A 26,400-nucleotide genomic window follows, 5' to 3' on the forward strand; every position below is an offset into this window, starting at 1 on the left:
CCGCCCGGCGGTGGGCGGCGGTGGGACCGGCCGTCACGGCCGGTGGAAAGAGCTGTTCACTGGTGACAGGAGGGCGACCAGGAGAGGCAGGACATGCGCAGGGCCTGCTCCGCCTGCTTCGGGTCGTGGATGGTGGCCCGGACCTGGTTGGTGAGCTCCTGCCGGGCGTTCGCCGACGCCAGCATGAGCGGGCCGGGCGACAGGTCCCAGGCGAGCAGTCCCACCTGCCGCAGCGCCGCCCATCCGTGCCCTTCGCGCAGGTAGGCGCCGACCATGAAGGAGCGGTAGGCGACGGGGATGGCGATGGCCGCCTTGCCGACGAACCCGAGGACGCGTCCGGCCCTGCTGAGACCGGAGCCCACTTCCGCGGCCTCGACCGCCATCGACTCCTCGGCCGCCAGGGCCGGCGATCCGCCGGAGGACCCGGCGGGCGCCCGCATCCGGAACCCCTTGCCCGGCACGTTCTCGAATCCGAGTTCGCCCAGGGCGTTCCGCACCCGGGTCGCCGCGGAACCGGTGTCGGTCTTGATGATGTCCCAGACGTTCCGGTTGATCGCGTCCTTGAGCGCCGTGGGCCGCATCCCCGCGGGATCACGGATCCTCGCGGCGGCCTGGGCGAAGATCGTCCTCATCTCGGTGATCTCGTTGAAGTTCCGCGTCATGAGGATGTTGGCGTCCTCGGTCACCGAGACGGCCGCACGGCTGAGGTTCGTCGCTCTCGCATCGGTGCCGAGGTACTTGGTGCGCCGGTTGGTCGCCTGGTCGAGCAGCTGACGGTTCGACCCGTCGAGGGCCCTGGCGCGTGCGTCGGCGGCGGAGATGCCGCTCTCCCCCACCGGCAGCGGTTCGTCGATGTCCATGGAGATGGGTCGCGAGCCGGCCTTCCCGTCCGCGGTGAACGGGTTCTCCACCGCGTCGATCCGGCTCAACGCCCCGTCCAGGGCGTCGTTCACACCGTCACCGTTCGTGCCGCGCGGGTCCACCGTCCGCAGCGGGTTGGCGCGGACGTACAGGTAGAGGTTGAGCCCGTCGACGATCCCCAGCGGGTCGCTGCTGCACCATCTCCCGTTCCACGGGGCGAAGTAGCGCGCCTGGTGGTAGCTCAGGCCGCTCTCCTCGTCGCGCTCGCAGCCGGTGAACCGGTAGCGCTTGCGGGCGTGGCTGCCGAAACTGGTCTCCCCGTACGGGGAGTACTCCTCGCGGTTGGTGAGGGTTCCGGCCTCGTCGAGGACGGCGGTGCTGCTGCCGAGGTGGTCACCGAGGTGGAAGGCGATGGCCGGGCCGCGGTCGTCGGGGTGGGCGGCCCCGACGCGGACGAGTGCGACGCGCCGGTGGTCGTCCATCACGTGCACGTGGTTGTTCTCGCGGGCCGCGGGGGCGGCGGCGGGCGCGGCCGTCGAGGACGTGGCAGCGGGCGCCCAGCGGTGGTGCTCGAACACCCCGTCCAGGTAGTGGGTGACGTCCACGGCGCCGCCCTGACGGCGGACGAGCTTCTTCACGCGCTGTCCGGTCGCGTCGTAGAGGTACTGGGCGTGCACGGACGGCTCGGCGCCCGCGGTCTGGGTGGCGAAGGCCGTCATCCGGTCGGCGTGGTTCCACTCGAAGTGCCGCGAGGTCGTCTCGGCGACCAGGTTGCCGCTGCCGTCGTAGGTGTAGTCGTACGGCGTCGCCCCGACGGACATCCGCCGCAGCCGGTTGCCGCCGGCCACCAGGGTGAAGTCACGCCGGAAGCCGCCGGTGCCGCTGTGGCCGAGGCTCAGCAGGTTGTCCGCCGCGTCGTACTGGTACGCCTCCGTGTACGGCTGCGCCTTCGTGACGTCGGTGCCGCGCGGCAGGCCGGGCCACGGGTCGCCGGGAGGCGGCGCCTGGTGCTCGCGGCCGGTCGCGGTGAGCAGCCGGTAGACCGGGTCGTAGGTGAACCGCCGGTCGAGCGCGTCGCCGCTGCCCAGCAGCTTGCGCAGCACCGGGTCGGTGGCAGCCAGCGCGTCGGGGTTGTCGGGGATGCCGCTGCCGGGCGCCCGGTCCCGCAGCGTCAGGAGGTTCCCGACCAGGTCGTAGTCGTAGTGGGAGTCCTGCAGCGGCTCTCCGGACGGGCGGTAGGTGACGTCGTCGACGAGCGTGTAGCGCTCGCTGCGCAGCCGGAGCAGCCGGAACGTGCGCGGGTCGTACGCGTAGCGGGTGATCACCCCGTTGCCGTGGGCGATGAGGGTCCGCCGGCCGGTGGCGTCGTACGTGATCCGCCGCACGTACACCACGTCGTCCAGGCGCACCTGTTCCAGCGCGCCCGCCCTGTTGTACGTCGGCCGCAGCTCCCTGCGGTGCCCCTCCACGTCGGTCGGCAGCACATGCCGGACGATCCGGTTGAGCGCGTCCCGGCGCGTCGTGGTGGTGTAGCCGCCGGGCTCCAGCAACTGCGCGTCACGGTCGACCTGGGTCTGGCCGGCTGCCGGCGTCCACTCGATCTGGAACGGCACCACCTTCCACTCCTTGCTCCTGGCCGTCCTGTACGTCTCGAGGACCGGCGCGTCGGCGACCACCCGCCGGGTGCTCTCCAGGACGTTGCCCTTGAAGTCGGCCGCCGCGACCGAGACCAGTCCGGCCTCGTCGTGCTGGCGTACCGGCCGGCCGAGCAGGTTCAGCGCGCGAGCGGCCGAGCGGGCGGCGGGCGGCTGCGCGGCGGTGCCGCCGTCGCCGTACTCGACGAACTGGCGCAGCGTCACCGTCCCGGCCAGCCCGTCGCGCGCCGCCCACACCCGGCTCGGCCGGTGCAGCACGTCGAACGTGCAGAGCGTCATCGCGCCCTTGCTGTCACGCGTTTCGACCGGGCGGCCGAGCACGTCGGGCACCGCGTCGTGGCGTCCGGTGTCGACGCCGTCCATCCGCCAGCGCCGCCCGGCCACGTCGAAGACGCACGTGACGGCCGGCCGGCCGAGCGCGTCGGTGATCGAGACGAGGTTGCCGAGGATGTCGTAGGCGGACCGGGTGGTGAAGCGGTCCGCGTCGGCCACGCCGTTGCGCGCGACGGCGCGCACCGTGCGGCCCAGTGCGTCGATCTCCATACCGGCGGGGGTGTTCCAGTGCCCGCGGTAGGGTGCGGCGCTCTCGCTGTGGGTGCGGCCCGCGTTGTCGTTCGCGTCGTAGGTGTGGGACTCCCACGGCGTCGGGGCGAACACCTCGGGAACCGCCGGGTCGGCGGGGACTCCGAAGAGCACGCGCTGCTCGCTGCCGTCCGGGTTCAGCGTGCGGACGACCTGACCCCGGGGGTCGTGGAACATCGTCGCCTTCTGCCCGAGCTGGGCGTCGAGCGGCTGCCCGTAGCCGAAACCGGTGGAGAGGAACGGCTCGTACTTCATCACCACCCGGCTCTTGTTGTCGTACACCTGCCAGCCGGAGACGATCACGTTGTCGGGGTCCGACGGCCGCCGGGTCCGCCCGGTGGTGTCGCCGCCCGGCGCGAGGTCCTCGGCGGGCAGGACGCCGCCGCCGTGGACCGGGTCGCCGAAGAGGGTGTCCTCGGCCTGCGACCGGGTCTGCAGCAGCCGGCCGAACCCGTCGGAGTACGTCACCGACACGATCGTCTCGTCGCGCTCGGCGGCCGGGACGTCGGTGTCCAGGTCGTGGTGCACCCGCCGTACGGTGCGCACCGAAGCCGGCTCACCGCGCTCGGAGAACGCGAGCAGGTCGTAGGTCATCCGCGCGCCCGGTGCGGCGCGGTCGCCCTCGCCGTTCTTGCCCCGCACGTACTGGGCGGTGACCAGTCCGGTCGGGGAGAAGGCCACCGAGACGGTGTTGCCGTTGGCGTCGGTCACCGTGTGGGGGCGCAGCAACCGGTAGTCGGTCGCCGCCTCACTCGCCATCCCGGCGGGATCGACCGACCGCACCGGCAGCAGGTCGTGCTCGTCGTGGACGATCTGGCTCAGCGCGCCCAGCGGGTCGAGCGACGCGACCGGCAGTCCTCGCGGCACCCGGCCGGCGACGTGCACGTCGTAGCGGTGCCGCGCGCCGGTCACGTAGTACCCGCCCGGCGATCCGGGCACGGCGCTGTCCGTGTAGTGCGTGTACCCGGCGAGGCCGGGAAGCGCGGCGCGGAACTCGGGTGGGTACTGCGCCGGCCAGGTGGTGACTCCGCCGGGGGCCAGGTAGACCGGCCGCGGGCCGACCGCGAGCGGGTCACCGGCCGGGTGGAGGGCGTCGAGGAAGGCATCCGTGAACGCGAGGGACTCCGCCCGCACCGCCAGCCCGTGCTCGCCGAGGGTGCCGAGCGGCAGGCCGGTGAACGCGTCGCCGTCGTAGTACGTGCGGGCGTGCGCGATCACGCGCAGTGCCGGGCCGGCCGGCGCCGGGCCGGCGAGGATCGCGTCGCGCAACCGGTCGACGCTGAGCCGGCCGTCGTTGACGACCTCGTAGCCGGTCGTTCTGGCGACCCGGTCGACCAGGTAGTGCCCGGTGTCGTCGCGGCGGGCGTACTCGGTGGTCGTGTACGTGGCCAGGTAGGGCTGCGGCGCTGCCGCGACCGAGGTCATCGGGTCACGGCCCCGCGGGACGGCGACGGCGATCTGTCCTGCCGGGAACCCGTACCCGTCATGGTCGGTGGGGAAGGCGAACCGGGTCAGCGGGTCGTCGCCGCGCTCGTACTGCGTGGTCCGGCTGCCGAGGACGAACGGGAAGAAGATCCGCTCGCGGGCGTCCGGCGACGGGTCCCCGGGCGGACCGGGCGACTCCTCCCGCACCCCGGAGAGGGTCTCGGTGACGGTGTAGGGGCGGTGCTCGCGATCGGTGCCGTCCAGGGCGTACAGCTCCGTGCGCAGCAATTGTCCGCGCAGCGTGCGCAGCGCGGACCTGCGGGCGCTGCGGGGCAGGCCGGCCAGGAACGCGATCTGCTCCGGCGGCCGGGACAGTATCGGGGTGTCCAGGCCGGAGTACTCGTGCCGCAGGTCCGGTTCGGCCCACTCCCCCGCCTCGGCGGCGGCGACCGGCCCGGGGTGGAACCAGCTCTTCGTGAGGGTCGGCGGTGAGAAGTGCCCGTCGGGCACGGCGCCGGGCCCGGTCCTGGGCTGCGGTCCGAAGGCCTCGCTGTCGCGGTGCTCGACCATCGCGAACCCGCGGAACTCCCGCTCCACACCGTCCCAGTAGCCGTGGTGGTACCGGTACTGGGTGGTCAGCCGGCCGCCGGAGAGCGCGTCGGCCACCTCGACGTGGGACACCACGTGCACGGGGAAGGGCAGGGGGGTGCGCCAGCGGGTCGCCGGGCTGCCCTGGTCGCGCAGGTACTCCTGCGTCGAGGGTGTGTACGTGACGCGGGTGGTGGCGCCGAGGTGGTTGTCCATCGAGGTCAGCAGGTGCGGCTTGACCCCTCCCGCGAAGTCCAGGAACCGCAGGTGCGCCCTCCCCGACCCGTCGGCGGCCCGGCTGAAGAGCAGCCCGGCCATCCCGGTCCCGTGCAGGTCGGCGAGTTGCAGGGAGTCACCGCTCGTCGCGCCCGGCGTTCCGGTGATCGTGACGGGCTGTTCGGTCCAGGCGCCGCCGGACCGGTTGCCCCACAACAGCACTCGCCCGTGGTCGACGTAGACCAGATCGGCCGCGCCGTCCCCGTCGACGTCGCCGAGCAGCAGCCGGCGCGGGTCGAAGCGGTCCGGCAGCCGGGGCGAGCGGCGCATCACCACCCGCGCGCCCCAGCGGCCGTGGCCCTGGTTGGGCCAGTACGTGACGTTCCCGTTGCGGAGCCGCACGAGGTCCTGCAGCCCGTCGCCGGTCATGTCCGCGAGCCGCACCAGGGGGTCGGCCAGGTCCACCGGCGGGCCGTCGGCGCTCTGCGCGGTGCGCTGCCACGCCTTGCGGGGGTCGGGGTCGTTGAACCAGCACTCCAGACGGGTGCCGGAGTGCAGCACGTCCGTCAGTCCGTCACCGTCCAGGTCGACGAGGCGCACCTGGGGATCGGCGAACCCGACCGACGGCGACTGCCGGTAGGGCCGGAACGAGCGTCGGCTCCAACCGCCCGCGAAGCTCATCGGGTAGTAGCCCGCCACGGCGCCCCCGGTGTGTGCCCCCGTGGCTGTCGCGGGCACGACCAGATCGGCGCGGCCGTCACCGTCGGCGTCCAGGAACCGCACGCCGGGATCGGCGAGGGACGCCGGCGGGGCCTCGGCCAGCTGCCGGGGAAGTTCGAACCGGCCGCCGCCGGCGTTGCGCCAGAAGCGCGCGGCGGCCCCGAGCTCGACCAGGTCGGGAAGTCCGGTCCCCCGCAGGTCGACCAGGGCCAGCGCCGGATCGCTCAGCGACACCGCCGGCAGGCCCGGCCCGTCCACCGCTTCGAACCGGCGCCCGGCCGGGCCGAAGCCCGAGTAGCCGAACGTCAGCGGCGGCAGGCTCTCCGTCGCCGGCTCCTGCCCGGGGGGCACGCCCTGGTCGTCGATGCCGACCACGTCGAGACGCGTCAGCAGCGACACACCGTTGAACGGGGCCTGCTGGTACGTGAAGCGGCACTCGCGGGCCACCCGGGCGATGCCGTCGGCGGCGTGCGTGGTCACCCGGACGGTGCGGCAGCGCAACGCCGTCCGCACCTCGAAGCCGGCCCGGTGCTCGGAGAACGCGTCCGGCCGCGCCTCGTAGGCGAAGTCCACCGCGACGAGGAACGACGGCTCGGCACGGTTCCCGTAGTCCGCGTAGGAGATCCGGGCGAGCAGCGGCTGGTCCCAGGTGTGCCCGGGCTCCTGGCCGCGGTCGCGCAGGTAGTCGTAGCGGATCAGGTTGCCCAGCGCGTCCTCGGTCCTGGTGATCCGCCACCCGAAGACGCGGTTCGCGTCCGCCGGATCGGCCACCACGGCGGGGTCGCGCCAGGCCGCGTCCGCGCCGGCCGGACGGGGCGTGCCGTAGCGGGTCAGCAGGCCGTCCTTGCCGCGGACCTCCCAGTAGTTCCCGGAGTCGTCCAGGACGTGCTCGATCCGCGCGAACAGCCCCTCCGTACGCGGCCGGTACCGCACCCGCCCCGGACGGCCGCCGTCGACGGGAACCAGGTCCTCGGCTCCCGACAGGACGAACACGTCGGCCTTCTCCGCCCCAGGCCCGGCCGCGTCCGCGTACCGCGGTATCCCGCGGGAGGTCTTGCGGGACACCCCCGGCAGACTCAGCTGCCATCCCAGCCCGAACGGCCCGTTGCCGCCCCCGGTGCTGTACGCCAGCGACACGTGCGGTTCCAGCCCCGCCCGGCCGGCCGGGACGGCGATCGGCACGGTGAAGTTCCCCGTCCCGGTGAACAGGTCGGGAGCGAACGTCTCGCCGATCCCGCCGACCGCGCCGCCGCCCTTGGGCAGCGACAGAACGGCGCCCTCCGCCGTGGAATCCGCTCCGTCACCCATGTGTCCGCCCCCGCCTGGACATCGCCGAATCCCCCGCTGGAGTCGGACTGAGGGTAGGCAGCATGGAAGTGGCGGGAGCCGCCTGTCACGCCGTGTTCCGTTCAGCGGACCGGAACGCCGACCGCAGGTCCCCGCCACCCGCTTCCCGTCCGGCAGCACGGCGAAAGGCCCGCCCCTCGCGATGCGGGGCGGGCCTGGGTGAGTTCGCGGCTACGGGAGCGGAATCACAGGGCCGCTTCGGCGAGCATCCCCCGGCGCAACCGGTCCAGGACCTTGGTCAGGAGTCTGCTCACGTGCATCTGGGAGATGCCGAGTTCGACGCCGATCTGCGCCTGGGTCAGCTCGTCACCGAAGCGCATCTGCAGGATCCGCAGATCGCGTTCGCCGAGCTGGGCCATCAGCGGCTTGAGGACGTGCAGGTTCTCGACGCCCTGCAGGGCGGGATCGAGGTCCCCGAGCCGCTCGACGAGACCGCCGCTGTGGTCGTCGTCCTCGGTGGTGGTCATCTCCAGGGACCCGGCGGTGTAGCCGTTGCTGGCGACGAGGCCCTCGATGACCTCTTCGGCCGTCAGGTCCAGGAACGCGGCCAGCTCCGCGGTGGTGGGCGCGCGGTCGAACCGCGTGGCCAGTTCCTCGGTGGCCTTGGCCAACTCGATCCGCAGTTCCTGCAGCCGGCGGGGCACGTGCACGGCCCAGCTGGTGTCCCGGAAGAACCGCTTGATCTCGCCGGTGATGTACGGGATCGCGAACGTGGTGAACTCCACCTCGCGCGACAGGTCGAACCGGTCGATCGCCTTGATCAGCCCGATCGTGCCGACCTGGAGGATGTCCTCGGACGGTTCGGGCCGGTTGCGGAAGCGGCGGGCCGCGAACTTCACCAACGACATGTTCAACTCGATCAGGGTGTTGCGCGCGTACTGATACTCGCGCGTGCCCTCGTCAAGGGTCCGCAGCCGGTCGAAGAAGAGCTTCGACAGCTCCCGGGCGTCCTTGGGGGCGACCTTCCCGGCATCCTCCACCCACGGCAGCTCCGCCACCCCCGCGACGTGCGTGGACGGGGAGGCTATCGCCGCGGGTGCTGTGGCCATGACGTGAGTCTCCCCAGATGTGGTGGAACGGTCCGATGTACTGATCGTGGTGTACCCGCGATCCCTGGACGCATGTGTGCCGTACGCGGATTGCCTGCCGCGGGCGGGGAGCCGATCACCGACGTGGGCGGCGTTCCCTGCCGTCGTCAGGGCTTGGTGAGGTAGGTGTAGAGCTGGACCCAGGCGGTGTCCTGCTCGGTGGCGGGCTTGGCGTCGCAGAACGGCAGCGCCCCCTTGGCGGTGTAGTACCGCAGCATGCTGAGGACCGCTGGTGTCCTGGCCTCGCTTCCCCCCGAGTAGTCCGCGCTGGGGAGCACGCTCTGGTGGGCACGGCACGTCTTGTTGTCGGAGATGGTGTCGAGAGCGCCGGTCTGTGCGGCGGTGGACCCGCAGCCGGTGAGGGCGAGCGCGCCGAGCAGGAACAGGGTGGTGCAGCGGGTGGCCACGGTGGTCTTCCTGTCTTCTGCAGTGGTGGTGAACCGGTGGTTGTGTGCTGGCGGTGATCGTTCACAGCGGCATGGAGCGCAGTGCGGTGCCCACACCGACGGCCAGGATGAGCAGGGCGGTGCCGAGTGGGGTGATGCGTGCGCCCCACGCCGCGAACCGGCCGACGGCTCCGCCGTTCAGCGCCGGGATCCGGTCGCGCAGTCTGAGCAGGAACAGGCCGGCGGCGGCCAGGGTGGCGGCCATGCCCAGGCCGTAGCAGATGACGAGGGCGACGCCGAAGGCGGTTCGGCCCAGGGCGATGGAGCCCAGCAGGACGATCAGCGCGGAGGGACTGGGAACGAGCCCCCCGGCGATACCGATACCGATCAGGCCACCCTTCCTGCGGCCGGCCGCCTTGGGGTGGTGATGGTGGCCGAACAGGCCGTGGGTGTGGGTGTGGCCGTGTGCGGTTTCGTCGTGGGTGTGGGTGTGGCCGTGGCCGTCATGGTGGTGGCCGTCTCCGTCGGCCTGGTGCGGAGCCGCATGGGCGACCTCGGCAACAGCCGTGCCTCCGGCCCCGGCAGCGACGAGTCGCCCGGCCCCCACCGGCTCCGCGACAGCGCCGGCGCCGGCGCCGGCGCCGGCCGGAACGTCGTGCGTGTGCGGGTGGGTGTGTCCGTGATGGCTGTGCGTGTGCTCGTGGTGCGCGATACCCGCGTCCCGGCGGGCGCGCACCGTGCGGAGCGCGGCCGGCAGCAGCCAGAGACCGGCGGCCATGATGATCAGTCCACTGACGGTGCCGAGCCAGGCGAGTGCCTCCTCTCCGACGAGCGCGGAGGACACACTCAGCACGGCCCCCAGGACCAGGACGGACGCGGTGTGAGTGAGGGTGACGGTCGACGCGACCGTCACCGCGTCGCGCGGCCGGCCCTGCCGGCCCGCGAGATAGGCCGCCATGATGGTCTTGCCGTGTCCGGGCAGCGCGGCGTGCCCCGCGCCCAGCACGAGCGCCAGCAGCACGGCCAGCAGACCGACGGGAAAGGTGAGTCGGTCGCGGTCGGTCAGCGATCCGAGCCGCGCGTCGAGGGCGGCGTACCAGCTTCCGAGCCAGCCGCTCCGCGGCGCGCCGACAGCGGCGGCCCCGGGTCCCTGCCCCAGGGAGACCCGCGCGTGCCGGGCGTCGGGCGGGTTCGACAGCAGGTCGGCGGGGTACGTGCGGAGCACGTCCGAGATGGAGGTGGCCGGCACGTCGGAGGCACCGATCCGCGCCCCCTCACCCCTCGCGGTGATCTCGTGCCAGCCGATCCGTGCGGGGTCCACTCCGGTGGAGAGTTCCACGGTCCCCGACGTCCCCAGGTCCGCCGGCGCCGTCAGCCGGCATTCGAGGCGGCCGCTGTCCAGGCCGGCCTGTCCCCGCACGAGCCGATAGCCCGACGAGCGGACCTGGAAGCGCAACGAACCCGCTCGTGCCGCGCTGTTGCCCTGCGGTGTCGCTGTGGCGGTGATGCCCGCGGCGAGCCTGGCGCAGGCCGTCCGGGCGTGGGTGGCGGCCTCGGCGGGGCCGAGTTGTCCGTCGTGATCGGTGTCCAGGCCTGGTTTGGCCTGGAGCGTGGGAATCTCGGCGCTGTCCACGACGGCGAGGTCGTCGACACGGTCCGGGTGGAGCGTCAGCCCGTCGTAGCGGTTGACCGTGAAGTTTCCCAGCGGATGGGCGGACGCGGTCGGCGGGGCCAGCGCCAGCAGCACCGGGATGCCGACGAGGAGCAGCGCGGCTCGTCGCTTGCGCGCAATGAGGCGGGTCATCGTTGTCCTTGGAGGCGGGCGAGGCGCGCTCGTGCGTCGGGTGCGCGCAGCGGGGAGAAGCCGGGGTTTGCCGCCAGGGCGGCCGTCAGGTCGGTCCGCGCGGCCCGGTCGTCGCCGACCGCCTGCTCGATGACGCCGCGGTGGTAGAGCAGGGTGGCGTCACGCCATCCGAGGCGGTTGGCCTCCCGCGCCAGGGGCAGTGCCTCCGCGTCGCGGCCGGCCCGGTGCAGGGCCCAGCTCAGGGCGTCCGCGACCAGCACGCTGTGGCGGCGGCCCCATTCGGCGGTGAGCAGGGTGACGGCGAGCTGCGGGTCGCCGTGATCGGCCTGGTACTGGCCGAGGTTCAGGTCGTCGACCACGCCGTTGGCGGCGAACAGCTTCTGCTCCGCCTCCAGGACGCTGTACTGGGCGCGGGCCTCCGCGGTACGGCCCAGGGACTCCAGCAGTTCGCCGAGTTCGAGCACGTACTGGGGTTGGGGAACGCGGGCGATGGCGGTCTGGTAGTCGGTGACGGCCTGGGCGGTCCGACCCAGTGCGGCTTCCGCACGGGCGGCTCCCGCGAGTGCGGCATTGTAGCCAGGATCCAGTGCCAGCGCCTTCCGATGGTGCTCCAACGCCTTCTCGAACGCGCCGGAGTTGAAGGCCAGCTCCCCCAGGTAGTGCCGGCAGAAGGCCCGGTCGGCAGCACTGGACGCGGCTTGCAATCCGCGCTGGAGGGCCTGTTCCGCCTCACTGTTCCGGCCTTGCAGTTCCAGCGTGTAGGAGGCCCGGGTGAACGACGCGGTGGAGGGGTGCAGGTCCAGCATCCGCTGGACGGCCTCCTGCGCACCGGCGTCGTCACCGAGTTGCGTGAGAGCGTCGGCGAGTGCCCCGTAGGCGGCCCATGCGTACGGATCGCCGCCGACGGCCTTCTCGGCCCAGGTACGGGCCTGGGTGAACTGGTGGCGGGCGTTGGCCAGTCCGGCCATGCCGGTCTGCGCGGCCGTGTTGCCGTCCGGCCGCAGGGTCAGTGAGCGCCGCAGGGCGGTTTCGGCCTTGGGGTACAGCGTGGGATCGACGGTCAGCCGGGCGTGCTCGACGTAGGCGGAACCCAGTTGCGCCCACGACGCGGCATCCGACGGCTGACGGCGCAGATGCTCCTGGAGCTTGCTGATGACCGTCGTGGGCGACGAAGCGGTGCGGGCGGCGCCGACTTCCGTGGGAGCGGAGTCAGTGGTGTGCTCCAACGCCGCGAAACCGGTCAGGCCGGCACACAGGACGGCGGCGGTGGCGATCAGGGCGAGGCGGCGCATGGAGGAGTTCCCTCTCTCGGGCGACGGTGGACCGGTGCGGGTCGGAGGCATTGACCCGCACCGGCCGGTTCGGGACCAGTTCGGGACTAACCGGCCTGGTTGACCGAGCCGGTGTAGGGCAGGGCGACGTACGGGAAGGTGTTCCCGAACGGGGCGCCCGGCCCGTTGACGCCGTCACCTGCGGCCAGCGCCTTGATCAGGTGGCCGGGAGTGGCCCCTTCGAGCGCCTGGAGCTCGATGTCGACGACGTCGTCACCCATGCGGCGGCCGTTGGGGAAGCCCTGGAAGTCGCCGTTGAGCACACCGAGCCGGTCCGGCTTGGCCGTGACCGGGGTCGACATGTTCAGACGCAGTTCCTCCGCGGGAACGAACCACTTCTTGTTGATGTCGAGGTTCAGCAGCTGCGAGTTGAGGTCCACGGCCAGCGGACCCTTGGTGGCCTTCGCGATGCCCGTCAGGAAGATCTCCTGCAGGTCCTTGCGCGGGGTGGCGGGCGCCGGGATGCCGTAGATGCTCTTGATGAGCTGCGGCACCTCCGGGTAGAGCACCTTCGCGACGACCTTGGGCTGGTTGTGGTCCTCGGACGGCGGCAGCGCGTTGAACGCGTCCTTCAGCCCGGCCGGCACCACGACCTCGTTGACCAGCGGGTTGCCGAGGCGGGAGACCTGCACGTACTTGCCCGTGGGGGTCTGCTTGCCGGGGCTGAGCTGCATGGTGCGCCGCTCGGTGGTGCTCCACACCCCGATGACCGGGTTGCGCTTCGCGTTGCCCTTGTAGGCGAGCCTGGACTTGGGCACCTGGATGGACAGCGTGTTGACGTTGTAGCCGTTCAGGGTGTTGTGCCCGGTCTCGGAGAGGTCGCCCCCGTAGAGCAGGTCGAAGACCCGCAGATCCAGGAAGAACGGGTCGGCGGCCTGCGTGGCGACCGTCTGCCCGCCGCCGGGCAGTTTCCGTGTCGCCTGGTTGCGGAGTCGGCCGTAGTTCGGCACGGACGCCTTGCCGACGTTGGACGGCGCGGCGATGCCGTCCGCGACCAGCGTGACGGGCTTCCTGCCCGGACGGAGTTCCTGCAGGGTGTAGTGCTGGCGGAACAGCAGCGTCTTGTCACTGAGGTTGTTCACGACGCCGTTGTTGTACAGGAACGTCTTCTCGCCCCGCCGGTCCTCGTCGCGGAACGTCCACCGGTAGGTCAGGTCCGGCTTACCGGTGCCCTGGCTGTCGATGTTGATGTCGTAGTGCGCGTCGGGCGCCCACGGGTAGAAGTTGGGTCCGCCGTTGGGCTCCTGGAACGGGATCCAGTTGGCCGTGAGCGTCACCGTGTCGGGCTTGTCCGGGCTGGTGAACGCGTACACGTCCGTGTTGTCCATCTGCGGGTCGGCCGCGATCAGCGGCGCTTCCCGGTGACTTGACGCCTGCCCGACGCCGGCTCCGGGCCCCGCCAGCGCGGTACCGGCGACTGCCGAACCGAGGGCCAGCATCATGGCCGCCGACTTCCACCGGCCGATCAAGGCGTGCGAATTTCTTGAGATCATCGACGATCTTTTCTCTGCGAATGAAGGTGTTGTCCCGGAGAGCCGAGCCCTCCGAACCCTCTTCGCATCCGCACGCCCCCCGGATTGGCCGCACCCCGCCCCTCCACCCGAACGGCCGAATTTCTCAGCCATACGAGCAGCCCCGGCAGCTCGCATACATGCACCGCTGAATGCGATCCTGCGCCACCATCAACGCAACAGCAGGACCTCAGACCTCAGTGCGATTCCCGCCTTTCGCGCCGCCGCGGACAAAACCCGAATCACCGGCCCGGAGAAAGTGGCCGAATTGACGTGCCCAAAGAGGGGACGCGCCCGGCCGGAGCGCCGAGCCCATCCGGACCCCGCCAGAATCCTGCCGGTAGCGATCGCGCCACACGGCCTGACCTGCGACAGGAATCCCATCGCCGCTGCGGCGCCATCGACCCCTTCGAACTTGTTCAGTAGGATCAACTGTTCGCACAGTGACAGGAGCTGCGGCGGGTAGTCGATGCACGGGGGCAGGGCATGGGAAATCGACCCACGGACTGGCACATACTCGACCTGGATCGGGACCCGGTCCCCGGTGATCCGTACGAGGTCAAGGAACTCGCTCGGAAGCTGGGGGACTTCGCCGACGACGTCTCCTCAGCGCTGCGGTCGGTGCGGGGCCTGAACGGCGACAATGCGGTGCAGGACTGGGCCGGTTTGGCCGGCGACGAGTATCGCAAGCAGTTCGGGGACCTGCCGAACGAACTCGGAAAGCTGGAGAAGTCCTACCGGCTCGCGTCGGGCGCGCTGGACACGTATTGGCCGAAGTTGGAAACCGCACAAGCCGACGCCGACCGTGCGCTCGCCCACGGCCGTACCGCGCGCCATGACCTCGATGCGGCGAAGTCGACCCAGACCAACGCGGACGACTGGGTGAAACGGGCGGGGGACAAGTCCAAGGAGTACCAGGCCGATCCGAAGCCGGGTGTGGAGCCGCCGTCCGCCGACGAGGTCCGCACCGCCACCCGCAACGCGCTGGATGCCTCGAACGCGCAGAAGTCCGCGAACTCCGCCGTCCACGACGCCCAGGGACGCCTCGACGCGGCCAAGGAGCTCGCCGCGCAGGCGGCTCACCTGCGGGACACCGCCGCGTCGACGGCCGAACACGCGCTGCACGAGGCGTCGGACGCGGGCATCAAGAACAAACACTGGTGGGAGAAGGCGGTCGACTGGGTCGCCGACCACTGGGACGAGATCGTCGCCGTCTGCAAGGTCATCGTCGCCGTCCTCGGCATCCTCGTGATGATCATCGGCGGACCGCTCGCCTGGCTCGTCCTCGCCGCCGCCCTCGTCGTCCTCGCCGACACGCTCATCAAATACGCCCAAGGAAAAGCCAGCCTATGGGACGTCGCGTTCGCCGCCCTGGACTGCATACCGGGGTTCAAGGGCCTGACCACAGCCGGCGGTCTCCTCAAGATGGCGAAGAACCTGCCCAAGCTGATGAAGGGCATGGGCAGCCACCTCAACGACGTCGCGGGTGCCCTGCGCGGTCTGCGGAGCTTGGGAACCAAGGGTCTGGACCTGGGCAAGAGGGGATTGGACGATCTTCGCGGGGCTGCCGACACAGCCATGGAAAGGGCGAAGTCCTTCGTCAACCGCTGCAAGCGCGGCGACCCCATCGACATGGTCTCCGGAGAGATGCTGCTGTCCGAAACGGATGTCGTACTGCCCGGCGCCCTCCCCCTGGTGCTGGAACGCACGCATGTCTCGACCTACCACTACGGGCGGTGGTTCGGGCCCACCTGGGCGTCCACCTTGGACGAGCGGCTGGAACTCGACGACGAAGGAGTCGTGTTCGCCGCCGAGGACGGGATGCTGCTGTTCTATCCGGTGCCGCGGCCGGGTACGACGACTCTGCCCCTGACGGGGCCACGTTGGCCGATGACGTGGGACGGTTCCGCCGGCGGACAGATCCGCATCACCTCGCCCACAACCGGCCTCACCCACCATTTCGACCCCTTGTCCACCGAGGCGCCCGCTCGTAAGGGCCCACTCGTCCTCCCGATCCGTGCGATCTCGGACCGCAATGGCCACCGCATCGATTTCGACTACGACACGGCCGGAGCGCCAGTGTCGGTACGACATAGCGGCGGCTACCACCTGGCCGTCGTCACCCGCGACGACCGGGTGGTGGAACTCCGGCTCCTGGACACCGCGGGCAGTCCAGCAGATGAAGTCCTCCTCCAGCGATATGGCTATGACGCTGCCAAGAACCTGACGCACGTCACTGACGCGTCGGGACAGCCGTTCGTGCTGACCTACGATGCTGCCGGTCGAGTGACGTCGTGGACCGACCGCAACGATTCCTGGTACCGGTTCGTCTACGACGATTACGACCGTTGCATTCGCGGCCTGGGATCCGATGACTTCCTCAACTGCGCCATCGTCTACGACACCGACGCACGGACGACCGAATACACCGACTCCCTCGGCCACACCACGACGTTCCTCCACGACGAGCGGTTCCAACTCGTCGCCGAGACCGACCCACTCGGACACGTGACGCGCAACACGTGGGACGACTGCGACCGGCTCCTGACGACCGCTGACGCCCTCGGTCGCACGACGCGCTACGACTACGACGACCACGGGCGCCTGGTCCGCGTCGTCCGCGCCGACGGCACCAGCACCAGCACTGTGCACGACGACCGCGGGCTGGCAAGTGTCGTGACCCATCCTGATGGCGCACGATGGCTACAGGACTACGACAGCGCGGGGAACCTCGCATCCGCCACCGACCCCGCGGGGTACGCCACCCGCTACCTCCGCGACGAGCGCGGAGTACTCACTGAAGTCATCGACGCGTTCGGCGGTGTACGGCAGGTGGTGACCGACCCGGCAGGGCTCCCGATCGCGGTAACGGACGCGCTGGGGGTGACCACACGCTACCGGCGGGACGCGTTCGGCCGCGTCACGGAGACACTCGACCCGGTGGGTGGGGCCGCGCGGACCGGCTGGAGTGCGCAAGGCCGACCGGTGTGGCGAACATTTCCCGACGGCGCCACGGAACGTTGGGAGTACGACGGCGAAGGCAACATGCTCCACCACACGGACGCCGCCGGATTCGTGACCCGCTTCGAGTACACGCACTTCGATCTGCCGTCAGCCCGTATCGGAGCGGACGGCAGCCGCCACGAATTCGCCTACGACACCGAACGTCGACTCATAGCGGTCACCGACCCCCAGCAACTGGTGTGGACCTACACCTACGATCCCGCCGGCCGCATGATCCGTGAGGTCGACTTCAACGGACGGGCGCTCACCTACCGCTACAACCCCGCCGGTGAACTCCAGGAGCGGACCAACAGTCTCGGCCAAACGATCACCTTCACCCGCGATGGACTGGGGCAGATCATCGAGCAGAGGTCCGGGGACCAGGTGTCGGTCTTCGATCGCGACGCCTCGGGCCGCTTGTTGCGCGCCGCCAACGCCGTGTCGGAGGTCGTCTTCGAACGGGACCCCCTGGGACGCGTTCTCACCCAGAACAGCGATGGACGCGTCCTGGCATCGTCCTACGACGCCTTGGGCCGGCGCGTCGAGCGCCTGACCCCGGCAGGAGTCCGGAGCACCTGGGCGTACGACGCCGCCAACCAGCCGACCTCGCTGAACTCGGCGGGGCATACCATCAACTTCAGGTTCGACGCCGCAGGCAGGGAAGCACAGCGAAAGTTCGATTCCGGCGTCGAGCTGTCGCACTCGTGGGACGCCAACCACCGGCTCGCCGCACAGGCCCTCCGCCGATCGGACGCGGGAGGCTCCCCCATCGAACGCCGGAGCTACCGGTACCGGGCAGACGGATACCCCACGTCCGTTACCGATCTCACCTCCGGCATGCGGCAGTTCACGCTGGATCCCACGGGCCGCATCACGGCCGTGGAGGGTGAGCACACCGCGGAGGCGTATGCGTTCGATGCCGCGGGTCGCCCGAACCACTCGGTCGCCACCCGCGCCGACGCACTCGTCCAGGGCGATCGCGGATATGAGGGAACTCTCCTCCGCCGCGCCGGGCGAACCACGTACGACTACGACGCCCAAGGACGCGTCGTCCGCCGCAGTCGCCGCCTCCTGTCCGGCGGGCGCCGGACCTGGCAATACACCTGGGACGCGGAGGACCGGCTCACCGATCTCAACACCCCCGATGGTCAGCACTGGCAATATCAGTACGACGCCCTGGGCCGGCGCGTCGCGAAGCAGCGTCTCGCCCCCGACGGGTCGGTGGCGGAGCAGGTGCGGTTCACGTGGGACGACAACCAACTGGTCGAAGAGACCGGGCAGGGCAGGTCGATGACCTGGGACTGGGATCCCGTCAGCTGTCGCCCGCTCAGCCAGATCGAAACGCGGGAAGAACAGGACTGGTTCGATCGGCGGTTCTACGCCATCGTCGCAGGCCTTGTCGGTGCGCCCGAGGAACTCCTCGACAGCGACGGAGCGATCGTCTGGAGAGCAAGCACCGATACCTGGGGCACCAGGTCGCCCGATGACGCCCATCCGGTCGACTGCCCGCTGCGTTTCCCCGGCCAGTACCACGACGTGGAGTCCGGGCTGCACTACAACGTGCACCGCTACTACGACCCGGAGACCAGCCGCTACCAATCGCCGGACCCCCTCGGCCTCGATCCAGCACCGGACCCCCACGGCTACGTGTCCAACCCTCTCATCTGGGCCGACCCCCTCGGCCTGGCCCCCGGGGCCTGCCGCGCGGACGTCACCTGGGGCGGCCGGGTCCGATACGGGGCACTGGACCACCTCGACCGCCCCACTACCATGTACGCGACGATCGGCCGGGACATGATCCGAGGTGGAACCCCGGCAGCCGGCCGGATCCGGCCTCCGGGCTTCACGGGCGGCATGCCCTTCGGCAACCAGGCCCGGGGCCACCTGCTCGGCAACCAGCTCGGCGGCTCCGGGGACATACCGGAAAACCTCGTCACCCTCGTCCACAACCCCGTCAACACGCCGGTCATGCGAGGCTATGAGTCCGAAATACGGGCTGCGGTCCAGGGCAACGCCGAAACCGCGGGCCAGACAGTCCAGTATTCCGTCACCCCCGTGTACGACGGAGACATCCTGATGCCCACCCATGTCATCCTTGAGGCCCATGGGTCGGACGGGTTCCACCTCTATCAGTCCATAGCCAACGTGGAGCCGTAATGTCGATCGAAAACCTCACGAGTGTCTGCCCCCCACCGGAGGACCCGCCCCGGATCCGGCCGGACTGGAACCAGGTGGAAGGGGATCTCGGCTTCCGGCTGCCGGCTGACTACCGGCAGTTGATCGAGACCTACGGGCCGGGGTCCTTCGACGGCTTCCTGCACGTCTTCCAGCCGGCCTCCCCGCACCGGCCGCTGGACCTGGCGCACCAGATCGACACCTCCGTGGCCGCTCTCCGGACGCTGCGCGACGACTTCAGCGAGGAGGTCCCGTTCCGCCTCGAACAGCCCTACGAGATCCTGACCTTCGCTGTCACCGACAACGGCGACCAGTGTTACTGGCTTCGTACCGGCGATGATCCGGACCAGTGGACCGTCCTGGTCAACGAGGCCCGCGGCCCGGAATGGTTCCCCTTCGACGGAAACGCCACCGCTTTCCTGGCCGCGACGCTCTCCCGCCGGATCACCGTGCCGGTGTTCCCGGACGACTTCCCGACGGATCCGCCCATGTTCGCCCCGTACGACATCTGACGGCCCGAGCTCCCGCGCTCAGGCTGCGTGGCTGAGCTCGCGGCGGCCGAAGAGGAGGGCGTAGCCCGCGGGGAGTTGGGCGATGATGCGGTCGAGGAGGTCGGGGCCGGCGAGGCGGGCGACCGTGAGGAGGACCGCGCTGGTGTCCCAGCGTGCGGTGGCGGGCGTGCCGGCGGTGCGGGAGGCGACGCCCTGAACGAAGTCCCGGCCCGTGCACGGTTGAGTGGCGGGGACCTGGGAGGCGAAGGTGCGGGCGGCCTCGTGGGGCAGGCGAGCGGCCAGCTCCACCCGCTCGTCGCCGATCAGCTGCTGCCCCAAGGCTCCCAGCACGGCGTGCAGAGCCTGCGCGGCTCGCTCGCGGGTGGGGTACGCGCCGTCGTACCTGATCCTCTCCAGCATCTGGACGAACGCCATGTCCGGGCGGGCCGGGTGCGGTGCGGGGGTCACTTCACAGCGGGGGGACATCGCGGCGGATCCTTTCGAGCTGCGCACGTCGAGCTACCGCGGCGGAGGGCCAGGGACACCCCTCGCCTGTCCGCGGCGGGAGGAACCAAACCTGGGACCGGCAACGGGACCGCTCGCCCCGCCCGCTGCGGCGGACGGGGCGAGCGAGGACCGTGGCAGGCCGACGGTGGGCGTGGGCGGCTGGGTGACAGCGGCCTTCCTTGCCGGCCGGAGGGAGAAGCGGCGGGTCAGGCCGGGTGGAGCACGGTGCGCAGGGTGTCGGCGGCCAGGTTGATGGCGACCTCGGCCCCGTGGGTGGAGCGCAGCGCGTTGAGCATCACGAAGTCGTGGATGACGCCCTGGACGCGGATGGCGGTCACGGCGACGCCCGCGGCGCGGAGCTTGGCGGCGTAGGCCTCGCCCTCGTCGCGCAGGACGTCGGCCTCGCCGGTGATGACCAGGGCCGGGGGCAGACCGGTGAGCTGCTCGGTGGTGGCGCGCAGCGGGGACGCGGTGATCTCGGCACGCTGCTTCTCGTCGGTGGTGTACTGGTCCCAGAACCACTGCATGCCGTCGCGGCGCAGGAAGTAGCCGGTGGCGAACTGGTGGTAGGAGCCGGTGTCGAAGCTCGCGTCGGTCACCGGGTAGAACAGCACCTGCTGGAGCAGGGCCACGTCGCCGCGTTCCTTGGCCATCAGGGTCAGCGCGGCGCTCATGTTGCCGCCGACGGAGTCGCCGACCACGGCCAGCCGGGTGCCGTCCAGGTCCTTCTCGGCCCCCTGGGTGACGATCCACTGGGCGACGGCGTAGTTCTGCTCGATGGCCACCGGGTAGCGGGCCTCGGGCGACAGGTCGTACTCGGGGAAGACCACCGCGGCATGTGCGCCGAAGGCCAGCTCGCGCACCAGGCGGTCGTGGGTGTGGGCGTTGCCGAAGACCCATCCGGCACCGTGGATGTACAGGACCACCGGCAGGGGACCGACGGAGCCGGCGGGCCGGACGATCCGCACCCGGACACTGCCCGTGGGGCCGCCCGCGACGGTGATCCACTCTTCATCGACGTCGAGCAGCTCGCCCGCGCCCGACTGGACCTCGTCCACGGCCTTGCGGCCCTCGGCCGGAGCCAGGTCGAACAGGTACGGCGGATTCGCCGTCGCTTCGGCGAATGCCGAAGCCTCGGGTTCGAGAACGGGCTGGACCGGGTTCGTCGCGTCGGACATCTGCAGCTCCTTGCATGGCGGGAAGGCTTTCCTGGTCACCACGCTATGTGCTGCCGCCACCGGTCACGTGTCCCCCGGCGCGCCGCGAGTGTTCTCGTGGTGCGCTCCGGAGCGGCCGTGGACCTGCCATTAGCGGGGCGTCACCCCGTAGGCCGCGCGAACGGCCGACCGGGCATCCGACCAGGACCCGTCCGGCGGCGTCAGCGCCCCGGACCCGCACAGGGAGCGGAATCGGGATGATCGTGGAACTCTGGTAGAGGAGCTGCCGACCGGCCTGCTCAGAGGGGGCCGCCACCGGCGACTCCCCTGACCACGGAGGCACCTATGGCCAGCAACGTCACCCCGTCGCAGGCTGCGCGCCCGCACAGCGGTGGACCGTCGTACGCGTCGCAGTCCGGGTGGATCGTCTTCGCGGCGATCATGCTGATCTTCAGCGGAGCCATGGCCATCCTCGAGGGGATCGCCGCCATCGCCAAGGACGACCTGTTCGTCAGGACGACGAACTACGTGTTCCAGTTCAATCTGACCAGCTGGGGCTGGATCCATCTCATCCTGGGCATCGTCGTGCTGCTCGCCGGATGCGCCCTGTTCTCCGGGGCCATGTGGGCGCGCGCGGTCGGCGTCGTTCTCGCGGGGCTGAGCATGATCGCCAACTTCCTGTGGCTGCCGTACTACCCGTTCTGGGCGATCGTCCTGATCGCCATCGACGCGTTCGTCATCTACGCCCTGTGCGCCCCGTCCCACGCCAGGACATCGGAAGGTTCCTACTGACCAACGGGTAGGGGCACGGTCCGCACCGCAGGTGGACAGGTGCGGACAGGAGTGGACAGTCCCCGCCCAAGCCTGATCTGGAAAGTGGACAGCGCCCGGCGCCAGCCTGTGCGTCATGAACCTCCGACGCACCGCACCGACGGACCGGACGCCCCGCACCCCCAGGCCAAGGGCCGTGCTCGCGGCGCTCGCCGCGGCCCAGTTCACCGTCATGCTCGCCACCTCGATCGTGAACGTGGCGCTGCCGCAGATCCGCGCCGGGGTGGGCCTGTCCGACGGCGGCACCACCTGGGTGGTCAACGCTTACGGCCTGGTGTTCGGGGCCCTGCTCCTGGCCGGCGGGCGGGCGGCCGACCTGCTCGGGCGCCGCCGCGTGCTGAACGCCGGCCTCGCGCTGTTCACGGTGTCCTCACTGGCGGCAGGACTCGCCTCCTCCCCGGGCGCGCTGATCTCCGCCCGCGCCGCCCAGGGTCTCGGCGCCGCCGCCATCGCCCCGGCCGCGCTCGCCCTGGTGATGGACCTGTTCCCGCCCGGTCCCGGGCGTGGCAGAGCGCTGGGGGTGTGGGGGGCGGTCTCCGGCGCGGGAGGGGCGGGCGGCGTCCTGCTGGGCGGCGCGCTCACCCAGGCGTGGGGGTGGCCCTGGATCTTCCACGCGGTCGCGCTCGGGGCGGCGCTGGTACTGATCGCCGTGGCAGCCCTCGTGCCCCGGCCGGCAGACCGGGCGGCGGGCCCAACGGACCCCCGCAAGATCGACCGGCTCGACCCGCGGACGGGCGGCTCGAACACCGGGCGGTTCGATCTGCTGGGCACCGCCACCGTCACCCTCGCCCTGACGTGCCTGGTCTGGGGGCTGACCACCGCACGCGGGGCCGGCTGGACGGACGCCCGGGTGCTCGGCTCCCTCCTCGGTGCCGCCACGCTGCTCGCGGCCTTCACCGTGATCGAGCTTCACCGGCCGAACGCGCTGGTACCACCACGCCTGTTCATCGCCGGCCGGGTCGCGGCGGGCAATCTGCTGATGGCGCTGCTGGGGTCCGTGTGGATCGCCCTGTTCTTCTTCCTGCCGCTCTACCAGCAGCAGGTACTCGGATCGAGCCCCCTGGCCACCGGCGCCGGCCAACTCCCGCTCGCCGCGGCCAACATGCTCGGCGCTGCCCTGGCGCCTCGCCTCTCCCGGCGCGTCGGCGGCACCGTGACCGTGACCGCCGCCCTGCTCACCGAGGCCGCCGGGCTGCTGTGGCTGTCACGGATCAGTGCCGACGGGAGCTACCTCGCCGACATCCTCGGCCCGAGCATCCTCATCGGACTCGGCCTGAGCATCGCCTTCGTGCAGCTCACCGCGTTCGCCGTGGACGGTGTTCCGCGGCAGGACGCGGGTCTGGCCGGTGGCCTGGTGAACACCACCCGCCAGGTCGGCGGTGCGATCGGCCTCGCCGCCCTGGCGACCCTGGCCGGCTCCGTCACCGCCCACGCCGCCACCCACGAAACCCACCTGGAAGCCCTCACCGCCGGCTACCGCGCCGTCTTCACCGTCGGAGCCGCGGTCCTGGCCGCGACAGCCCTCCTCGCGCTGCTCCTCACCCGCCGCGGCGGCCCGCGGGCCGCGTCCACCCCCGCCGGCCAGGCTCTCGACGACCCGCAACCCGTCCGGATCTCCTGAGAACCCGGAGCCCGCACCTCAAGTCCCCTGCCAAGCAACACGACTGACTTTTCGTCACCTTCATGGAGAGAGGTTCCTGACATGGCCACTACGAAGCCCTACCTGACCGGCCACTTCACCCCCGTCACCGACGAGGTCACCGCCACCGGACTCACCGTGGAGGGCTCCCTGCCCCCGGAGCTGGACGGCCGGCTGATCCGCAACGGCCACAACCCGAAGCCCGGTGTCACCCCGGACCACTGGTTCAAGGGCAGCGGCATGGTCCACGGGATCCGGCTCCGCGAGGGCCGCGCCGAGTGGTACCGCAACCGCTGGGTGCATACCCCCGCGCTCGACGGTGCCCCCTACACGACCGACAGGGGACCCGACCTGACCGCCAGCACCGCCGGCACCCACGTCATCGAGCACGCCGGACGGCTGCTCGCCCTGTGCGAAGCGAATCTCCCCTTCGAACTGACCCCGGATCTGGAGACCGTCGGTGCCTACGACTTCGGCGGCACGCTGCGGGGCGCGATGACCGCGCACCCCAAGGAGGACCCGGCCAACGGCGAGTTGCACTTCTTCGGCTCCTCGCCCTTCCCGCCCTTCCTGACGTACTACGTCGCCGACGCCAAGGGCGAGATCGTCCACAGCGCCGAGATCCCGGGAGCGACCGCCTCCCTCAAGCACGACTTCGCCCTGACCCGCGGCCATGTGGTCTTCGTCGAGGGCAACGTCACCTTCGACCCGGCCGAGCACTCCGGCATCCCCTACGGCTGGAGCGACGCCCAGCTGTCCCGTATCGGCGTCATGCCCCGTGGTGGCGACGGGGCCGGCCGGATCCGCTGGTTCTCCATCGAGCCCGGCAACCTGCTGCACGCAGCCAACGCCTACGAGGACAGCCAGGGCCGGATCGTCCTGGAGGGTCCCACGGTGGACCGCGAGGGCTTCCGGCTCTCCTGGAACTGGTGGGTCGGCGCCCCCGACCGCGGTACCGAGCCCGGCGCCCGCTCCTACACCCGCCGCTGGGTGGTCGACATGGCGGCCGGCACGGTCGACGAGCAGATCATCGACGACCTCACCGTGGAGTTCCCGACCATCAACGAGCAGTACCTGGGCGCCGAGCACCGCTACCAGTACGCCGTCTCCTTCCCCGACGAGAAGGGCTTCGGTAGCTACGGCATCGTCAAGTACGACCGCACCACCGGCGCCCGCCGCATCCACCAGGTCGGCGACGCGCGGCTGCCCAGCGAAGCCGTGTTCGTCCCCGCCGCCGGAGCCACCCGCGAGGACGACGGCTACCTCCTCACCGTGACCTCGGACCTCAAGCAGGACGCCTCCCAGCTCCTCGTCCTCGACGCCTCCGGCCTCGACCGGATCGCCACCGTCCACCTGCCACGACGGGTGACCGCCGGAATCCACGGCTCCTGGATCCCGGACACCGCGCCGGACACGACCACCCGCTGATCCCCCTCCATCCGCACACCACCAAAGAAAGTCGACATGAAGACACCCCGCAAGAACATCGGCTGGATCGCCGCCGGCCTCTCCGCACTCCTGGCCACCCTCGCCGTACCGGCGCTCGCGCAGGGTGAGGACGCGAACCGGCGGACTCCCGCCACCGCCGGCGGCATCGACTGGCACGCCTGCGCCGACAGCGACTTCAAGAACCTGCAGTGCGGATCGCTCCAGGTACCCGTGGACTGGTCCGCCCCCCGCTCCGGCAGCACCACCCTCGCCCTCGTCCGCCGCTCGGCGGACGACCGGGCCCACCGTCAGGGCGCCCTGCTCCTCAACGACGGGGCCGGCGGCTCCTCCATCGAGCAGCTGCGACTGGCGATGCGCATCGGCTTCCCGAACTTCGCCGGTGCCATGACCCAGAACTTCGACGTGGTGGCGGTGGATCCGCGCGGAGTCGGGCACAGCACGCCGATCCTCTGCGCGGAACCGCTCAAGCCCGCCGGAGTCAGCCACTTCCCGAAGGAACAGGCCGCGTTCGACGCGCTCGTGGCCCACAACCGGGCTTTCGCCGAGGACTGCGTGCGCCGCAACGGCGGGCTCATCGCCCACGTCGACCAGACCAGCACGGCGCGGGACTTCGAGGCGGTCCGGATCGGGCTCGGCGAACGGCAGCTGAACTGGTACGGCATCCACTACAGCACGCTCGTCGGACGCACCTACGCCAAGCTCTACCCCGGCAGGCTGCGCACCATGGTCCTCGACACCGCCCTGGACGACACCGGCTCACCCCTTTCGCGGGTGACCCAGGAGGCGGCCACCGCCGAGTCGGCGTTCAACCGCTTCAGCGCCTGGTGCGCCGCGTCGAAGGAGTGCGCTCTGCACGGCAAGGACGTCCCGGCCGAGTACGACGCACTCGTCGCCCGTGCCGACCGTGACCCGATCGGAACGGGGGGCAGGGCGCACCAGCCGGTGACCGGTGAGGACATCCGCGAGGCGACCCAGGACTACCTGACGCTGTCCGGTAGCACCTGGGCGGAACTGGCGAAGGCCATCGTCAGCGCTCAGGGAGGCGACGCGACGGACTTCACCCACGACCCGGACGACACCCTCGACCCGACACAGGTACAGGTACCCGCCTGCCTCGACAACGCCCGCCCGGTGCGCAACCTCTCCCAACTCATCGCGCTGCAGGCGGCACTCCTCCGGGTCTCCCCGCACCTCGGTGGCGCGGTGCGCTCCTACAAGGCCATCGCCGGCTGCCTGGGCTGGCCCGTCCCGGCCGAGCCCGTCAAGGCGGGCGCCCCGGTCCACGGCGCACCGCCCGCGCTGATCCTCCAGTCCACCCATCAGGCCCTCGCCCCGTTCCGCGCGGGGGCGGCGATGGCCGCGCAACTGCCCGGCAGCGTCGTCCTGGGCCACGAAGGCGACGACTACAGCATGTTCCTGGCGTCCAAGTGCGTGCAGAAGGCCACCAACCACTACCTGACCACCCTCGCGCTGCCGGCCCCCGGCACCATCTGCACGCACCTGAGAACCCCCAGCGGGTGGTCGGTGTGCTCCTCCAGCCGGCTGGACGCGGCGTTGTCGCCCATCAGGAACACCCCGTCGTCGCTCAGTGCGCCGGCGACCGCGGCGAGCGCCTGCGCGGGGCGGGCGAGGTC

The 26,400-nt window shown here is 71.1% G+C and carries 14 protein-coding genes; 6 read left to right on the plus strand and 8 right to left on the minus strand.

Annotated features, from left to right (window positions below; genetic code table 11):
- Positions 1-56: 56 nt before the first annotated feature.
- From O3X23_RS27465 to O3X23_RS27490, 6 genes are all read right to left on the minus strand, one after another.
- The gene (locus O3X23_RS27465; RefSeq protein ID WP_269274255.1) at positions 57-7,355 is read right to left on the minus strand and encodes a SpvB/TcaC N-terminal domain-containing protein; all 7,299 of its coding nucleotides are present in this window, start codon (positions 7,353-7,355) and stop codon (positions 57-59) included.
- Positions 7,356-7,579: 224 nt separating this feature from the next.
- Entirely contained in the window at positions 7,580-8,443 is an 864-nt protein-coding gene (locus O3X23_RS27470) for an RNA polymerase sigma factor SigF (RefSeq protein WP_269274256.1), read from the minus strand.
- Positions 8,444-8,589: 146 nt separating this feature from the next.
- A complete protein-coding gene (locus O3X23_RS27475) occupies positions 8,590-8,889 on the minus strand; it encodes a hypothetical protein (protein ID WP_269274257.1) in 300 nt (99 codons plus the stop codon).
- A gap of 61 nt (positions 8,890-8,950) precedes the next feature.
- A complete protein-coding gene (locus O3X23_RS27480) occupies positions 8,951-10,672 on the minus strand; it encodes a HoxN/HupN/NixA family nickel/cobalt transporter (RefSeq protein ID WP_269274258.1) in 1,722 nt (573 codons plus the stop codon).
- Entirely contained in the window at positions 10,669-11,964 is a 1,296-nt protein-coding gene (locus O3X23_RS27485) for a tetratricopeptide repeat protein (protein WP_269274259.1), read from the minus strand. The genes O3X23_RS27480 and O3X23_RS27485 overlap by 4 nt, the downstream gene beginning before the upstream one ends.
- 86 nt (positions 11,965-12,050) lie before the next feature.
- A complete protein-coding gene (locus O3X23_RS27490; protein ID WP_269274260.1) occupies positions 12,051-13,496 on the minus strand; it encodes a DUF4331 domain-containing protein in 1,446 nt (481 codons plus the stop codon).
- Positions 13,497-14,000: 504 nt separating this feature from the next.
- Here O3X23_RS27490 and O3X23_RS27495 point away from each other — a divergent pair.
- Both O3X23_RS27495 and O3X23_RS27500 read left to right on the plus strand, forming a co-directional pair.
- Positions 14,001-18,674: a DUF6531 domain-containing protein gene (locus O3X23_RS27495; RefSeq protein ID WP_269274261.1), complete on the plus strand. Its 4,674-nt coding sequence runs from the start codon at positions 14,001-14,003 to the stop codon at positions 18,672-18,674.
- Entirely contained in the window at positions 18,674-19,204 is a 531-nt protein-coding gene (locus O3X23_RS27500) for an SMI1/KNR4 family protein (protein WP_269274262.1), read from the plus strand. Before O3X23_RS27495 ends, O3X23_RS27500 begins: the two co-directional genes overlap by 1 nt.
- A gap of 18 nt (positions 19,205-19,222) precedes the next feature.
- Here the strand turns inward: O3X23_RS27500 and O3X23_RS27505 are convergent, their stop codons facing one another.
- Positions 19,223-19,669 carry a DUF2267 domain-containing protein gene (locus O3X23_RS27505; protein WP_269274263.1) on the minus strand — a complete coding sequence of 149 codons (447 nt, stop codon included), beginning with the start codon at positions 19,667-19,669 and terminating at the stop codon, positions 19,223-19,225.
- A gap of 227 nt (positions 19,670-19,896) precedes the next feature.
- Positions 19,897-20,868, minus strand: a complete 972-nt coding sequence (locus O3X23_RS27510; protein ID WP_269274264.1) for an alpha/beta hydrolase — start codon at positions 20,866-20,868, stop codon at positions 19,897-19,899.
- A gap of 324 nt (positions 20,869-21,192) precedes the next feature.
- Between O3X23_RS27510 and O3X23_RS27515 the strand changes: the two genes are divergently transcribed.
- The 4 genes from O3X23_RS27515 to O3X23_RS27530 all read left to right on the plus strand — a co-directional run.
- Entirely contained in the window at positions 21,193-21,639 is a 447-nt protein-coding gene (locus O3X23_RS27515; protein ID WP_269274265.1) for a DUF7144 family membrane protein, read from the plus strand.
- Positions 21,640-21,754: 115 nt separating this feature from the next.
- A complete protein-coding gene (locus O3X23_RS27520) occupies positions 21,755-23,299 on the plus strand; it encodes an MFS transporter (protein WP_269274266.1) in 1,545 nt (514 codons plus the stop codon).
- Positions 23,300-23,380: 81 nt separating this feature from the next.
- Positions 23,381-24,745, plus strand: a complete 1,365-nt coding sequence (locus tag O3X23_RS27525) for a carotenoid oxygenase family protein (protein ID WP_269274267.1) — start codon at positions 23,381-23,383, stop codon at positions 24,743-24,745.
- 36 nt (positions 24,746-24,781) lie between these two features.
- A partial coding sequence (locus O3X23_RS27530) for an alpha/beta fold hydrolase (RefSeq protein ID WP_269274268.1) occupies positions 24,782-26,400 on the plus strand: 1,619 nt, incomplete at its 3' end.

The organism is Streptomyces sp. H39-S7 (assembly GCF_027158205.1).
Classification (GTDB): domain Bacteria; phylum Actinomycetota; class Actinomycetes; order Streptomycetales; family Streptomycetaceae; genus Actinacidiphila.

Coding starts and splice junctions, on each gene's coding strand:
- O3X23_RS27505 (WP_269274263.1), bottom strand. CDS start 19,669: ATGTCCCCCCGCTGTGAAGTGACCCCCGCACCGCACCCGGCCCGCCCG.
- O3X23_RS27500 (WP_269274262.1), top strand. CDS start 18,674: ATGTCGATCGAAAACCTCACGAGTGTCTGCCCCCCACCGGAGGACCCG.
- O3X23_RS27520 (WP_269274266.1), top strand. CDS start 21,755: ATGAACCTCCGACGCACCGCACCGACGGACCGGACGCCCCGCACCCCC.
- O3X23_RS27495 (WP_269274261.1), top strand. CDS start 14,001: ATGGGAAATCGACCCACGGACTGGCACATACTCGACCTGGATCGGGAC.
- O3X23_RS27470 (WP_269274256.1), bottom strand. CDS start 8,443: ATGGCCACAGCACCCGCGGCGATAGCCTCCCCGTCCACGCACGTCGCG.
- O3X23_RS27525 (WP_269274267.1), top strand. CDS start 23,381: ATGGCCACTACGAAGCCCTACCTGACCGGCCACTTCACCCCCGTCACC.
- O3X23_RS27480 (WP_269274258.1), bottom strand. CDS start 10,672: ATGACCCGCCTCATTGCGCGCAAGCGACGAGCCGCGCTGCTCCTCGTC.
- O3X23_RS27485 (WP_269274259.1), bottom strand. CDS start 11,964: ATGCGCCGCCTCGCCCTGATCGCCACCGCCGCCGTCCTGTGTGCCGGC.
- O3X23_RS27490 (WP_269274260.1), bottom strand. CDS start 13,496: ATGATCTCAAGAAATTCGCACGCCTTGATCGGCCGGTGGAAGTCGGCG.
- O3X23_RS27465 (WP_269274255.1), bottom strand. CDS start 7,355: ATGGGTGACGGAGCGGATTCCACGGCGGAGGGCGCCGTTCTGTCGCTG.
- O3X23_RS27515 (WP_269274265.1), top strand. CDS start 21,193: ATGGCCAGCAACGTCACCCCGTCGCAGGCTGCGCGCCCGCACAGCGGT.
- O3X23_RS27510 (WP_269274264.1), bottom strand. CDS start 20,868: ATGTCCGACGCGACGAACCCGGTCCAGCCCGTTCTCGAACCCGAGGCT.